This window comes from Bacillus cihuensis (assembly GCF_000504145.1).
Lineage (GTDB): Bacteria > Bacillota > Bacilli > Bacillales > DSM-1321 > Peribacillus > Peribacillus huizhouensis.
Window position 1 is genome coordinate 74,915 of the sequence record NZ_KI632502.1, and the last position, 15,466, is coordinate 90,380.

At 37.0% G+C, this 15,466-nt stretch carries 12 protein-coding genes and 1 pseudogene; 4 read left to right on the forward strand and 9 right to left on the reverse strand.

What is annotated here, in order from left to right; translation table 11 throughout:
* Window positions 1-154 precede the first annotated feature (154 nt).
* Window positions 155-1,393, forward strand: coding sequence for a HupE/UreJ family protein (locus V179_RS0126635; RefSeq protein WP_028394135.1), 1,239 nt, complete (start codon window positions 155-157; stop codon window positions 1,391-1,393).
* Window positions 1,394-2,301: 908 nt separating this feature from the next.
* Here V179_RS0126635 and V179_RS0126645 read toward each other — a convergent pair.
* From V179_RS0126645 to V179_RS0126665, 5 genes are all read right to left on the reverse strand, one after another.
* Window positions 2,302-2,718 carry a hypothetical protein gene (locus V179_RS0126645; RefSeq protein ID WP_028394136.1) on the reverse strand — a complete coding sequence of 139 codons (417 nt, stop codon included), beginning with the start codon at window positions 2,716-2,718 and terminating at the stop codon, window positions 2,302-2,304.
* 576 nt (window positions 2,719-3,294) lie between these two features.
* A complete protein-coding gene (locus V179_RS0126650; protein WP_028394137.1) occupies window positions 3,295-4,860 on the reverse strand; it encodes a BCCT family transporter in 1,566 nt (521 codons plus the stop codon).
* Between the two features lie 120 nt (window positions 4,861-4,980).
* The gene (locus V179_RS0126655; protein ID WP_235179285.1) at window positions 4,981-6,396 is read right to left on the reverse strand and encodes an FGGY-family carbohydrate kinase; all 1,416 of its coding nucleotides are present in this window, start codon (window positions 6,394-6,396) and stop codon (window positions 4,981-4,983) included.
* A gap of 29 nt (window positions 6,397-6,425) precedes the next feature.
* The gene (locus V179_RS0126660) at window positions 6,426-7,937 is read right to left on the reverse strand and encodes an FAD-binding oxidoreductase (RefSeq protein WP_051405170.1); all 1,512 of its coding nucleotides are present in this window, start codon (window positions 7,935-7,937) and stop codon (window positions 6,426-6,428) included.
* 38 nt (window positions 7,938-7,975) lie between these two features.
* Window positions 7,976-8,755, reverse strand: a complete 780-nt coding sequence (locus V179_RS0126665) for an SDR family NAD(P)-dependent oxidoreductase (protein ID WP_268745223.1) — start codon at window positions 8,753-8,755, stop codon at window positions 7,976-7,978.
* Window positions 8,756-8,929: 174 nt separating this feature from the next.
* On the opposite strand from V179_RS0126665, the gene V179_RS0126670 reads away from it, so the two are divergent.
* Window positions 8,930-9,694 carry a MurR/RpiR family transcriptional regulator gene (locus tag V179_RS0126670; protein ID WP_051405171.1) on the forward strand — a complete coding sequence of 255 codons (765 nt, stop codon included), beginning with the start codon at window positions 8,930-8,932 and terminating at the stop codon, window positions 9,692-9,694.
* Window positions 9,695-10,321: 627 nt separating this feature from the next.
* Here the strand turns inward: V179_RS0126670 and V179_RS0126675 are convergent.
* Window positions 10,322-10,678: an MDR/zinc-dependent alcohol dehydrogenase-like family protein gene (locus tag V179_RS0126675; protein ID WP_028394142.1), complete on the reverse strand. Its 357-nt coding sequence runs from the start codon at window positions 10,676-10,678 to the stop codon at window positions 10,322-10,324.
* 58 nt (window positions 10,679-10,736) lie between these two features.
* Here V179_RS0126675 and V179_RS28980 point away from each other — a divergent pair, with 58 nt between their 5' ends.
* The gene (locus V179_RS28980; RefSeq protein WP_028394143.1) at window positions 10,737-10,997 is read left to right on the forward strand and encodes an IclR family transcriptional regulator domain-containing protein; all 261 of its coding nucleotides are present in this window, start codon (window positions 10,737-10,739) and stop codon (window positions 10,995-10,997) included.
* 476 nt (window positions 10,998-11,473) lie between these two features.
* Here the strand turns inward: V179_RS28980 and V179_RS0126685 are convergent.
* The 3 genes and pseudogenes from V179_RS0126685 to V179_RS0126695 form a co-directional block, all read right to left on the reverse strand.
* A pseudogene (locus V179_RS0126685) lies at window positions 11,474-11,908 on the reverse strand (spore germination protein); the annotation flags it as partial.
* A gap of 457 nt (window positions 11,909-12,365) precedes the next feature.
* Window positions 12,366-13,112 (reverse strand): SDR family NAD(P)-dependent oxidoreductase, encoded by a 747-nt coding sequence (locus V179_RS0126690; protein ID WP_028394145.1) that lies wholly within the window; start codon window positions 13,110-13,112, stop codon window positions 12,366-12,368.
* Window positions 13,113-13,416: 304 nt separating this feature from the next.
* A complete protein-coding gene (locus V179_RS0126695; RefSeq protein ID WP_028394146.1) occupies window positions 13,417-14,175 on the reverse strand; it encodes an SDR family NAD(P)-dependent oxidoreductase in 759 nt (252 codons plus the stop codon).
* A gap of 399 nt (window positions 14,176-14,574) precedes the next feature.
* On the opposite strand from V179_RS0126695, the gene V179_RS0126700 reads away from it, so the two are divergent.
* The gene (locus V179_RS0126700; protein ID WP_028394147.1) at window positions 14,575-15,168 is read left to right on the forward strand and encodes a TetR/AcrR family transcriptional regulator; all 594 of its coding nucleotides are present in this window, start codon (window positions 14,575-14,577) and stop codon (window positions 15,166-15,168) included.
* The last annotated feature ends 298 nt before the right edge of the window (window positions 15,169-15,466 follow it).

Genomic DNA, 15,466 nt, shown 5'->3' on the forward strand with positions numbered 1-15,466 from the left:
TTGTAAACAAATATTAAAAAAATGTAATTTCATTATAATTCCATATACAAATACCGATAAAATATGTTTATATCTATATGAAAATAGTTCACACTTCTATTCAGCATTACTATAAAAATATCTAAATATAGTATTTTTTGGGAGGTTTCATATTTTGTCGCATGCTAACAAAGTTCAACAACTCTTGAAAGTCAGATCTCTAACTCTAATGTTATTCACTTTTTTATTCCTTTTCTTTATTTGCTTCCCTTCAAATACTTCAGCACATGCATATAGTGCTAGTTATACAACTATTAAAATGGATTCTAACAAAACAGAGATGATATTTTCTATCGACACATTATCCATCTTAGAATTAGTACCAGATATTGATAAAAACAAAAACTGGATTCTTGAATCATCAGAAATCGAAAAAGAAAAACACCATTTAGAAGAATTAATTACAGAAGGTCTTACACTTGATAAGGGGAATAAGGAACAAACACCGAAGATTGAGAAAATGGAAATCATCAAGAAGGAAAATAAAGAATTTCTTTCTACAACTATGACCTTTCCGGTATTTTTTCCTGGCGACACACTTATTTTTAATGATGGGTTTTATTTCAATGATACGGGGACTAATTATATCAATCTCATTTCAGCATCATATTTAGGTGAAACAAGTGAAGCCGTATTAGAAGGGAAAAACCGAACTTGGACGATGTTGATTACAGAAGTTCAGCAGGAACAGTCATCCAATGGAGAACAGGTGGCTCAGCAAGAACAACCATCTCCTGGGGAGCAAGTGGCCCAGCCAACTCCTAACCAAAAACAATCTGAACAAGCAAACCCAAGCCATACAGCAACATCATTTTCCTGGCTTTCATTTTTGAAACTTGGAATGAGTCATATTCTAACAGGCTATGATCATTTACTATTTCTACTTTCACTTCTAATAGCCAGACAAACATTTAAGCAGATTGCAACAACCATTACTGCTTTTACGATTGCTCACAGCTTTACATTAACCTTGACAGTATTAGGCATCATTGACATCCCTTCAAGTTTCGTAGAACCGGCCATTGCCCTTAGTATTTGTTATGTAGCTTTGGAAAATATTTTTCGTCAAAAGATTAGCTATCGTTGGATCACAACATTTGTTTTCGGGCTAATTCACGGAATGGGCTTTGCTGATATCCTCAAAGAGATGAATATACCAAAAAGTAGCTTAGCCATTGATTTAACTAGTTTTAATATTGGAATTGAAATAATCCAACTGGCCATCGTCTTACTGCTATTGCCGCTATTATATTTCATCTATCGATCAAAGCATTCTAAGAAAATCATTATGATTGTTTCCATTGTTGCTTTCCTATTAGGTGGAGCATGGTTAATTGAAAGACTACTATTTTAAATGGACGATGAGAAAACATATGAAAGTGCCCGACTTCTTAAAATCGGGCACTTTTTTGGATATAAAGTGAAACTTCCATCAGTATGGTTTACATACGAATAAGGCTAGTCCCCTTATACATGTTAAATTTTTGATATTTTGTCAGAGTTATTTCTTGTTATTACTTTATATTAGATTAAATTACTCTTACGTAAATCATAACAGACTCTGGCATTTAGATGATCAGATTACCAATAATGTATATCCCATTTACGAAAGAAATAAGAAAAAAGCTTCCCACAAGTTTGGTCAACTTATGAGAAGCTTCTTTAATTTTATTGTTATTAATATGTTAGCATATCTCTGATATTTCACTGACAAACCCATTCATATCAAGGGTTGAGGGCGTTATTACATCATGCCGCACGTAAGCTGAGAGTGTGTATTATCTTTAACGGTGTGTACTAAGAGTGCGGTATTTCAAGGATTTTTTAAATTTTACTGTAACATCTTTAACGGGAATTTACCGTTTTTAGATTACTAACCGTGCATGTCCACTTACTTACCAAGAAATTTGCCCTCAAACAGAAAAATGAAACCATACGATTAATGTTTCTTACCACGTAACGCAAGAAATGAAAAAAAGAGGCTTTTGTAAGTTTTCTTAACCCATGAAAACCTCTTATTTTTAGGCTGTTTTCACATACTTTGTTGCTTTTCAATCATTTTTACACTAATAACCCGGGTTGATTTCCGTTGCAGAGGCGGTCTCAGAAGCCTCCTCAGTGCTTTGCACTTGCGGGGTCTCCCTCAACACGCTTTTCCCGCAGGAGTCTCGCACCTGTAACGAAGATCAACATCTGTTCGAATTGGTTTCTTGCTAAAACAACAATCTTTACGAAAAGAGCCTATTTTTATATTCCCTTGATTTATTTTTCCTTAGAAATGGCATTATAATTTTTGAATTTTGAAGGCCATTTTTTCTTTTTTAAGTACTTTTCGTTAAGTACAATAACTTTCCCGCTCTCAGCGGTTATATATTTTCGATAAACTAATTTATATTTTTCAAATGCAAAGTGCCCTATAATATAAATTGGTAAGATAATGATCATGAGGATTACAAATTGCAGTATCCAATCGAATTCATTCCCAATGATATAAATAGTCATTACAGCATGTGCCGCAAAAGAAACCATTAAGGTAATAAGCACATTACATATATGAAAAGGGACCATATTATTTTTTTCTCGAAACATTTGCTCTAGTTCATTCTTGATAAAAAGTGTAATAAATACTGATATCACAATGACAAAAAGGGAAACAAAATATGTAAAAACAGTGTACATTTTTTCCGCCCCACGCCCCCTTCAATTACACTAGAAGAAAAAGCTTCAACAATAATACTTTCTATCGATAACCATTTTGAATGTTATTTAACGGGGTCATCCAACCGTTTTTTACGGTAACATCAACTTTTCAACAGTTAATGACTGAGATTAATTGATTATGACGCTAAGTGACTAATTCTTTGTTTTGTTCAGAATCAAAAAAATTATATCTTCATTGTAACACAAAAAATGAAAAAAGAGGCTTCCCATAAGTTTGCTTAACTTATGAGAAGCCTCCGTTAAAATCTTCTATGTCAGCAAAATGTTAACATTCCACTCATATCTTACAGAAAACCCTTATATATCAAGGGGTGAAGCGGCTTATTACATCATGCCGCCCATTCATTTTCATAAATAATAGAAGAAAATCTGTTACAAAAAACGGCTATAAATCAACATTTTGCAGTCATATTTTAACCTGAAATAGTTTATTAACAAGTCGAGGACATAAAAACAATAATCTTCACTAAGCGAATAGTAACAAAAATGGGGCTCCCCTAAAGAGCCCCATTTCATATTCAAATGTTCTATAAGTTACAACACCTTTTTCAATTCTTCTGTTTCCTGGCCTTCGTTGAGCTCGTCCCTGCTCGCCACATCATACTTTTCCGGGGCTGTAGAGACTTTAATTAAGGCAAAGACTGTTAATAGCCCCAGTATGAGTGCAGGTATGCCTCCTAGATTGGAAAGCATTTTGATTCCATCAATTTTGGCGAAGCTGATCATGATCCAAGAAATAGCACCAATAGCAACTCCCCAAACCACTTTAATGAGCATTGGTGATTCCGGGCTTTCAGGCGTCACTCCAGTTGAACTGATACCGCCCATTGCCGAAATATTGGAGTCGGATGCTGTTACAAAGGAGATAAATACAACAAATAAATAAAAAGGAATGACTAGACTGGACAAAGGTACATCGGATAAAACCGCATATAAAACGGATTCAGGTCCTTGATTCGTCAAAATATCCCCCAGGGTTCCTTCGGTCATTTGCTTGTGGATCGCAGTACCGCCAAAGATTGTCATCCATAAGGCACCAAAGACTGACGGAAACACAAAGTTAACCGTAATAAAAGCTCTTACGGAATAACCATATGAGATTCTTCCAAGGAACAATGCTGTAATCGCAGCCCATGCAAACCAGTTAGCCCAATAAAACACCGTCCACCATTGCGGCCACTGATCTCCGGCGGCGGCTCCGGTAAATAAACTTTTTTCAAAGAAATGGCTTAGAAAGTAGCCAAAGGATTCAGTTCCAAGATTAACAATATAAGCTGCCGGTCCAGCAATGAACATGAATAGGACAATCACAATATAAACCTTCATATTGATATCCGATAAAATTCTAATTCCCTTCATTAAACCAGTAGAAGCAGAAATAATAAACGTAACCATGACCACGACAGAGATAATGGCCCAAAGTGTCGGGGTACTAGCTATACCTGATAGCTGTTTAACTCCACCTGCTAAGTTCAAAATACTGGTTCCCATTGCGGCGGCCATTCCAAGTGCCAATGTATATAAACATAAGGAATCAATCGTTTTTCCCCAGCCGCCAAATACTTTGTCGCCAAAAAGCGGTGCTAACGTTGAACTTAAACTGAACGGTTTACGCATATTATAATAAGCAAAAGCGAACATAAGTGCAGGTACACAATAGATAGCATATGGTGTAACTGTCCAGTGAAGATACATCGTTGACATTGAAAAAATGGCAGCCGCAGGGCTATTTGGTTCAATCCCCAGAGACTCAGGCGGAGCCGTTACATGGTAGATCGGCTCAACAATTCCCCAAAAAGTTACACCTGATGCAATCGTCGTACAAAGAGTAATCGCAAGCCAATTTGACAATTTAAGCATGGGTTTTGCATTTTTGCCGCCAATTTTTACTTTCCCAAGTGGCGAAAAATAGACCCATACTACTGTTACCAGCATAACCAAGCCGCCTAAGCTAAATACCCACCCGACATTCGCAAGCAGCCAGTCATTTGAAACCGTTGTCATTTTTATAAAACCTTCTTTGTTCGTAAAGCTAAATATAGCTGCAGCAATCAATAATAAAAACGGTGGCCAAAAAACGCTATGTCTCAAATTTTTCATCCAATATTTCCCCTTTTTTTAAATTTTTAAAGAAATCGGATATTACCTTTTATTTAGTCGCCGGAACAACCTTCAACATTAGGACGCTCCGGCTTCTTGGTGATTTTAATTTGGCAAATTTCATTTGAAAATTGGATAAGTAAGTTTTAAAATCTCATCTGTATGTTTTCTTACATTTTTAACGACTGTATCATTAATGGTATTGTAGAGTATGTGATTTTTTTGATTTGGTAAAAACGTTTTTTGTGTTTTAACCATTTTATTGGCAGCTTCGTAGAGGTCTTTATAAATGGATAGATGCTGGCAGACACATATGGCCGCTCCTAGACACGCGCTGCTACTGCCTTCACGTCTGTGAACTGGCATTCCAAAAAGATCGGCAATGATTTGCATCATTACATCACTTTTGGAGCCTCCGCCTATGACGACTAAATCATTTAACGTTACATCTATTTCCGCTAACATATCATCAATATTGTTCTTAATATTAAAAGCAATCGCTTCCAAAATGGAGCGGTAGATATGGTATTTTGTATGGCGCTGATCAAAACCGATCATGATCCCTTTTCGATACGGCTCAGAAGGTGTCGATAGCCAATCCAGGATGGTAATCAGACCGTCACTGCCCTCGGGAACATTCTGTGCTTTCCTATTCAAGTATTCCTCTTCCGATACAGCAAGCTTCCTAGCTTCTGTGACGAGTTCTTCACCAATAAGCTTCTTAAACCAACTCACGGTCCACATACCACGTCGTATTCCATTGGATTCATACACATATTTAAATGGAATACATGCAAGCGTTGGGAAAAAATTAAGCGCATTTTCCTTATATTCATTTCTTAACAACATAGACGAAATAAATGTTCCAAGAGAAACCATGATGGTCCGCTCGTCCTTCATCCCTGAGCCCAAAGCCTCTACCGCTTTATCATTGGCTGTTGCTACTACTGGTATATTTTGATTCAAACCAAACTCATCAGCCAGTTCTGGCCGCAGAGTCCCCAGCTTTTCTCCTGGTTTGACAAGTTCAAAAACCATATCCCTTGTCAGTCCATAAGCATTAAATACTTCATCGTCTCGGGACCAATTTAACGTTTCGCGGTCCAAAGGCCAGTGAACTTCATAATTAGAAGCTGAGTCCTTAAATTCCCCCGTCAGTCGAAAGCCAAGATAACCAGAAGTAGATGTTACATATTTTACTTGGTCATCAGAATGTACATATGGTTTGTTAAGTCTAGAGTCCATCCAGCTTATCACCGGATAAGCTAGATGGCCATCTTCCTTTAACAACACACGACAGCATCGAATTGTACAAAGGCCAATTCCTGCAATCTCTTGAAGATTGCCAGTAAAATCAGCCAGACAGTTTCTCATGGCCCCATACACACTGTCCCATAAATCATCATCGGAATGGATGACGACACCTGGTTCCGGGGATAGCGTTTCTTTTAATTGAAAAGTTCCAAATGCAACTTCATTTCCTTCAAAATCATAAATGGCTACTTTTGTACTTTGCGAGCCATTATCAATACCCATTACATACCCGCTCATATCATCACCTAATATTAACCTTTAATATATTTTAAGCCTTCTTCTTGAGGGAAGATGGTACCGAAATTCATGATGCCATTCGGGTCAAATGCTTCTTTTAGTTTTTCCAGCATATAGTAAGCAGAACCGTGCTCTTCAAGTGTCCACTCGCTGCGGTATTTTCCAATACCATGGTGATGACACATGGAACCGCCAAGTTTTAATGTTTCTTCAACAATAATAGTTTGGATCGGATGATGGTAAATTCTCATTTCATCTTCCGGCGCACAATTAATATTGTAGTTGTATACAAAGTACATGTTTGTACCATTTAGATAGCTATGGGATGAGTGGCCGCCAAGCATGGTGATATCTTCAAATCTGTCAAACTCTTCTTTAACTCGTTTCATGACATTGTGATAAATCTTTGTAATGTTTTCCCAATCGGCGGATACTTCCGTTGTGAATCCATCATGTTTAGAGTGATCAATCATATTTTGGATTTCACGATCAATGTGTGCCTGCGTCCAGTTCAAGTTGTTGAACCAATTTTCGATTAATTGGTCTTCTACTTTTTCAACGATTCCTTCCTGGAACTTAGTAACAGCTTCTTCAATCGCTTCATTTGTTGCCTTGACAATACCTATTGGTCCTTCAGTCATAAAAATCAAAACACATTTATCTTTATAGAAATGAGAAAAATGTTGTCTTGCATCTTCTTCAGAATAGACACGAGCGACAGATGGTCTAAAGCCGTTCGCAATTACTTCTCTTAACACTTTAATACCTGTATCAATATCTTTGATTAAATAACCATGGAACACGTTGTTTTCAGGATAGTATTTAAAAATTTTAATCGTAACTTCTGTAATGTAACATAGTGTCCCTTCGTTACCGATGACAATATGTCTGATATCTGGGCCGCCAGCTCTTCTCGGAACATTTTTAATTCTGGAAACATGCCCGTTCGGGAATACGCATTCTAATCCTACAACCATGTCTTCAATCGCACCGTATAAGGTTGAAAATTGTCCAATACTTCTTGTTGCCAATAATCCACCATATTGCGCGACTGGTTTTGACTGAGGAGAGTGACCGGTAGTGTAACCGATTTTACGCAGCTCATCTTCCAACGTTTGCAATTTTACGCCCGCCTGGACAGTTGCTTGCATATTATAAGGATCGATTTTAATGATTTGATTCATTCTTGACCCATCAATAACCAACGCGATTTCTTTCCAATTTTCAAGTCCGCCTTCAGTAGCTGTTCTTCCACTCCGAGGAATTACATTGATTTTGTGCTTATTACAGAAATTCAAAAGTGCCTGAACTTCCTCTGTAGAATGTGGGTATACAATAGCCATTGGCATTGGAACGTCAAGGACCTTTTTTGCTTTTGCATATTTATTATAACGATCTGATGATGCATCATACAGTGCTTCATAATCTGTATTAATTTGTTCTACTGAAATAATCGTCTCTAACTCTTTTAATAACTGCTCCTTCACCATTGCAGTTTCTTCGTTTACTATTTGTTCATTTGTCATCGCTACATTTCTCCTTCTATATCCATTTTTCTATTCCGCTATCGTACTAAGTAACCACCGTCAACATTTACGATCGTACCATTTACATAATTGGAAGCGTCTGAAGCTAAAAATACAACCGCACCCATTAAATCTAAGATATTGCCCCATCTATTTGCTGGAATATGATCTAAAATCCGTTGGTTCGCTTCAGGGTTCGCTCTTGTCTCTGTCGTAACCGCTGTAGCAAAATAACCAGGTGCAATACCGTTAACTTGAATATTGAATTGAGCTAATTCATCACAATAGGCTTTTGTAAATCCTGCTAAACCGTGTTTCGTTGCAGCATATGCTGGTGACCATTGACCTCCAAGGTAGGAAAACAAGGAACAAGTATTAATGATTTTCCCGCTTTTTTGTGGAATCATGTACTTGGCCACTTCATGAGATAATTCAAAACCTGCCGTTAAATTGATCGCGACCATTTTATCCCATTGAAGACGAGTAAACTTCGTCACATCTGGTTCATTGATACAAATGCCTGCATTATTCATAAGAATATCTATTTTTCCGAATACATCGATACATTCTTCTGCAATTTCTTTACAAGTACCCTCTTGAGTAACGTCTGCAATCATCAAATGGTATCGAACGCCTTCTGCTTCAATCATGTTTTTCGTTTCACCATTATCATCAGCGATGCTGACTGCAAATATGTTTGCCCCCGCTTTTGCCAGTGCTAAGGCAAAACCTTGCCCCAATCCTGAATTTCCTCCAGTGATAATGGCTACTTTTCCTTTTAAGCTAAAAAAATCCATTGAGAAATCTTTTATATCGATTTTTTGAGTATTCATGTTCAACCCTCTTCTTAAATCGCTTTTATTATTTACAACGTAAATTTACTATAAATCACTCCAAATGTAAACGGATTCTTAAGAAAATTTTCTATTATTTTTAAAAAATATTTATATTGTGGAAAATTTTCCACAATGATATAATTTCATTAAGTACATATGAGAAAGAAGGGAAAGACAATAAATATTAATATAAATAAATTAAATAACCTAGAGCTTACGGTTCATAACACACTTTCTGAAATCATAAAAGATAATGATCATCTTAAAATATTAGAGGCCGCTGATTACTGTAATGTGTCTCCTTCGAAAGTATCAAAACTGGTAAGAAAACTTGGGTTTGAAAGTTTTAAACAATACAAGCATTTTTTTGGGGGACAGCCAATCATTCATGAAGACAAACAAATTTCAAGTGAGCTTGAAAGATTAAAACACTTTATTGACAATTTTGACCCAACATTAGTGGATGAGTTTTTAACTCTTTATAAAAAGTACGACAGAATCGTTCTATACGGCTTAGGTCCCTCATTTATTTGTGTAGAATACTTTGCGTATAAGCTTGCTGTTGTTTCCGAAAAAAATATTTTAGTATCCCAAGGTGAAGATCATGCGAAACATTTGGTTGATGAAAAAACGCTTTTAATTGTTTTTTCAGTAACCGGTAAATTCGCCTCTTTTGAAAACCTTTTTAATGAAGTAAAGTCCAGAGGGGCTGAAACATTGTTGATTTTGGAGGAGTATGACAATTCATCTGCTTTAAAAGCAGATAATATCTTTTACTTAACCCAATCTGCTCAAAATGAAAAAAAGCTGCCGTATGAAAAAACTCGAACCGTATTCTTTATTTTCATCGAAGAAATTATGACAAAATTAATGGCAGAACGAGATACATTAAAACAAGATGAATCGAGTAGGAGGGGGTGACTCCCCCCCCCGACCTCTCCCACCACCGTTCATACGGATCCGAATACGGCGGTTCCACGAAGTCTAACGGGGAATGATTTTGTACCTCACTATCCGTTATACTTTTCTGTCTCTCCTTACCATTTTGAATCTCAGCCCTCTTAGTGTTTCCAGCATTTCTTCCACTAAGTAAGTCCATCTACGGATTGTCTGCTTCAACGAACAAGTGAAATTCGAGTTTATTCCACACTCCTTCATGGTTCAGCCCTTCCCATTCACGATACTATGGCTTCTCCTGACTTCTAACTGTTCATCTATCTATTACTAGATCGGTTATCGAGTATATTTGGGTTTCAGTTAGATCTCCCCGGGTAAAAGTGCTCCATCTATCTGCTTCATTTACTCTGTATCATCTTCGTCAGAAAGGACTTTGTTTTGTCATGCAAACTCATCCAATGATACCTAGCCTCATATGAAGTTCGTTCTCCTCAGACCGGAAGTTTGCCGCTCGCTTCCTTCAGATTCCATGTCACCATGGACACCTTTGCGTTAAGCTAACTGCTACTTCGGGACTTTCACCCTAAAGATTACACCCATGCCGAGCGCACATAAAAGAACAGACCGCCTGGCCTCAGACGGTCTGTTTTCTTATAATAACTCCACTACTGTTCTGCCAACGTTGATGCAATTGCAGTCATGGAAACTATCGAATGCTTTATTGATATCATGTAGCTGGATGCGATCAAGTACGAGTTCATCGAGCATAAATTTGCCATCAAAATAAAGCTGGGCAATGATAGGGAAGTCGCGATAAGGCTGGGTATCTCCATAAAAACTGCCCTTTAAAATTTTACCGACGCGGTGGAAGCCTCCTGCTGGCAGATTGAGTGCCATAGCATGGTTGAAAGCTCCAACTACAACAACGGTTCCCCCTTTTCTTGTTCCTTTCCAGGCACTTTCGGTCGCTCTTGTGTGGGCCAGAGCAGTCGATAGCGAAATGAACACCGAATCCACCTGACAGCTCTTTTAACATTTCTTCTGTATTTAAGAATTAGACATTCTATTGGGACAACCGCTTGAAAAACTTACACCATTCACCATTACAGACCGTAAGTCATTACGTGGAGAAATTGAAATGGTACGAAAACGGGGAATTGGTATCTCCGTTGGCGAACTGGATGAAAATGAAAACGGCATTTCAGCTCCTATTTTTGATCAGCGAAATAACCTGATTGCTTTTATCAGTGTTTGCGGTCCAAATTTTCGATTTACAAAGGAAAAAAATGATAGCATTAACCGATCGTATTATCACTGCCGCTCATGAAATTGCAAAGTACCTTGATTAGTCTAAATGAAAAAATAGATTTATCCCTGAAAAGCAACTATTACGGTGCTATTTTTTTATTAATACTACAATGAATGTCTATGCTCGTATGACCGCCAATATAGAAGAAAAGGCCTCCCACCAGTTCAGGAAACTGATGAAAGACCTCCTCTAATAAAATAAGCTTTAGTTTTTGAAATGAGCATTTGTCACACTTCAACCTATAAACCTATATATATCAAGGCTTTATGATGTTTATTACATCATGTCGCCCGTAAGGTGAAAGTGTGTAATCTCTTACACGATGTGTTCCAAAAATGCGGTATACCAAGCTTTGTAAAAATCAGAGGTGTAACATCTTTAACGGAAATATATCGTTTTTCACTTGATTGCGTTAGCAAAATGTTAGCATCTATTCACACTTTCCTCCTGTGTGGAGTGTATGTAGCAGAACATGGGATGTTGGTGGGTGTATGCACGAATAATACTGGAACAATTAGGACAAATGGTGTTCCATCTACAAAAATGGCTATTTTTCCTTCCAATAATTCTTCGGCTACTACATCCGAACGTCCCGTATTAAGTATGGTTGGAAAAGGTGAATATGTTTCATCCTGAATCAATTCCTCGATATTTCCACTTTCAAGAATTCCATCAATATCTGTTCTCTCCAAACGCAAACGGACTTCTTTCACTATTTTGTCATTTGCAATTCCATTGATATACATTATGGCAACATTCGTTTTCGTACGTTTTCCAATAACTTTTGATTCCATTCAAAGATTTGGGTCTTTCAGTCTTCTACGAACTAAGGCGGTATTTACACGCAAATTTTCCGAGAATCCTTCACAGGGTCCTCTTACTACCACCTGAGCAGTTGCTTCCGTTACTACACGCTCAACCCAATGCCTATTGACTGATGATTGTTAAGTTTTAATTGAATTCAAGTAGATTGACAATAAAGTCGTTTGAAAAAGAGTGTTAAATTGTTATTCATACCGTTTTTCTTATTTCTCTGCGCAATAAAAGTATGAATATTCCAAGTATTCCCAATTAAAAATCAAGGCTATTATTAATTATTCACAGCAAAATGCACCACTATTGTTAGTCGCGTCTAACAATAATGGTGCTTAAGTGAAAAATTAAAGTTATTTGGCAAGTGCATTTATAGTAAAGATGATATTTTTATTGAAAAATATTGACAAACTATTAGCTTGTTTAGCGGAATAAACTTTTTCACTTATCTAAACATGATTATATTTTAAGTGATTTTTGTCATTCATAATACCATTTCAACAGATACTTCTTTCTTACTCATTGAAATTAACTTCAAGATTTCCTAAAAAAACCGTCACCCCTGAATAGGGATTAAAGAGCAGTCCAGCCGCCGTCAATTACTAATTCAGATCCTGTCATAAATCGAGATTCATCTGAGGCCAAGAAAAGTGCACCATAGGCAATATCTTCTGGTTCACCAAAGTATGGAAGCTGTGTATATGTTTTATAGAAAGGGAGCGCGTCTTTCATCGATGGTTCTGTCATCGGTGTGACAACGATACCTGGGTGTAAAGAATTGACGCGGATTTTATCCTTTCCATATTCAACAGCTGCTGATTTTGATAAGACACGCAGTGCACCTTTTGCTGCTGTATATGGACTTGTACCAGCCATACCGACAAGGCCACCGATTGAAGAAATATTGATGATTGAACCTCCGCCTGCTTTTTTCATTTCAGAGATAACATATTTCATTCCGATTACGCATCCATTTAAGTTAATATCCAAAATTTTATTCCATTCATCCATTTCCATGTTTGCAATAGTTTTTGGTGATGAAACGCCTGCATTATTAACAAGGACATCGACTTTTCCGTATAATTTCACTGCTTCTTCGATAACAAATTTCCATTCCTCTTCAGATGTAACATTATGTTTAATCGCTACAGCCTCGCCGCCATTTTCATTAATGTCCTTGACGACTTGATTCAAGGGTTCTAATTGAACATCTGTCGCAATCACCTTAGCTCCTTCTTTTGCGAATAGTTTTGCTTCGGAAGCACCCATCCCCATCGCAGCTCCAGTAATGATCGCCACTTTGCCGTTTAAACGTCCCATATATAAACACCCTTTCATTTTTTAATTAAATAAAAATTTAACATTTCTTCCAATCCTTATCTGTACGGTCGACACCACAAAGGTATAATGTCATAAACTTATTTGAATCGGTAATTTATGGAGCGCACTTCGTCCGTACATCTATTTACCTTATCACTTCAGAAAAAATACAAGTTTAGGACTCATTTTCCTTGTGCTTACTGTATTGGAACTTACTCTAATTTTTTTAAAAAGATAAAACGTTTATAAATAAATGAACCCTGCTTTATATAAACTATCTCTAAATCTTTGAGTAAACAATTATTTATAAAGTTAAGCCCCCATCGACAACAACAATTGAACCATTCATATAACTCGCTTTTTCTGATGCTAAATAAGCGACCATATCCGCAAGTTCTTCAGGAGCAGCATAACGGCCAATTCGCATATTCGGTATTTCTTCCGGGACGTAACCGCCTTTTTCAAACTGCTCAGTAACACTAGCTGTTAATGCTGTTTGCACTCCCCCTGGACATAGTGCGTTAATTCGAATTCCTTTTTTTGCATATTCTAATGCAGCACCTTTGGTTAAACCTATAACTGCATGTTTGCTTGCAGAGTATACAGCTACGCTATGCTCTGCGCGAATTCCAGCAGTTGAAGCAGTGTTTATAATGGAACCAAATCCTTGTTCGTCCATCACTTTCAATACATATTTCAATCCAAGGAATATTCCTTTCACATTAACCGACATAATACGGTCAAATTCTGATTCTTCAACCGAGGTGAAAGGAGCGAACTTTTGGATTATACCCGCATTGTTAAAAAATACATCGATACGTCCATACGCTTCAACAGCTTTATTTACATAGTTTTGAACATCTTCTCTCTGCGATACATCTGCTTGAATGAAAATTCCTTCTCCACCTTGTTCTATAACAAGTTTTAATGTTTCTTCCCCTGTTTCTTTATTGAAATCAACCAAAACGACTATCGCACCCATAGATGCCAATTTAATGCTGCTAGCTCGTCCTATTCCACTTCCTGCTCCAGTAATAACGGCAACCTTATTTTTTAGTTCCATGTTTTATTCCCCCTCATATACAGTGAACGTATTTGTATAAATTCGTTCTGACCCTCTTGATGCATGTTAAGCATTCGTTGCTCCTGTAACAACTATTCTAGTCATCGATGAAATATTTATAATGGATCCATCCAGATGCACCTTCTGTAATAATCGCTACTTTACCGGTTACGACCCAAAATCTATTCCCTACAAAATTTAATGTAATAAAAATATCTGAATGATTACGATATCGTGAATACATAAACAACAAGTTGCTTTATCAACATTGTGTTGATAAAATGATTATAACAGTCATCTTAAAAATAACAATAAACACGATTCTTAGATTAGTTGTTTAATCGACAGTTGGTTAAGATGTGTTGATAAATTAGAAAAAGTAATACAAGGAGATTAAAAATGTCGAAAAAAATGGACCCACGAGTTGTAAGAACGCGTCACATGTTAAGAGACGCACTAGTTGAATTAATTCACGAGCGAGGATATGAGAAAATCACAGTTCAAGATATTACAAGTCGCGCAACTTTAAATCGCGCCACCTTCTACCTACATTATCGTGACAAACTTGACCTTTTATATCAAAGTTCAGAAGAAATATTAAATGACTTAACCGGGAGGATTAACTTATCATTTGATGGAGAATTTGACTTTTCAAGTGATAAACCTCATGGAATTTTTATTCAACTTTTTGAACAAATTTCGCAAAATAGTAGATTATATAAAGTTTTTCTGACCGAAAAAAACATGCCCCACTTCACTTCCAGTCTCATGGATGTCATCATTGATTTTATTTCGAAAGGAATGAATAATGTGCAGCCGGATGATCAGATGCTTACAGTACCACGGGAAATCGCTGTGAGGTACTACGCTGCTGCTTTTCTGGGGGTGATTGTATGGTGGTTAGAGGAGGACACGCCGTACACGCCAAAATATATGGCAACACAGGTAATGCGCCTTGCGGTAAAGGGGCCATACATTAACAACCCTATTTAGAATTAGTAGATCTTTGAACATAACTCGAACTAGAAGAATAACGCCATTAGTATTAAAATCATGAAAATTGGTCTTTTTTGTCCACTTTCTCCTTGAATAAGGACAAAATTCATACTATATCACACAAGAATTGAAAAAAGGAGCTTCCCAAAAGTTTACTCAACTTAAGAGAAGCCCCCGTTATTAAATCTCCATTTTAACATCTCATCTTACAAAAACCCTTATATACCAAGGGCTGGAGGACATGATTACATCATGCAGCCCATTCCACCCACATCAGGCATTGCAGGCATTGCAC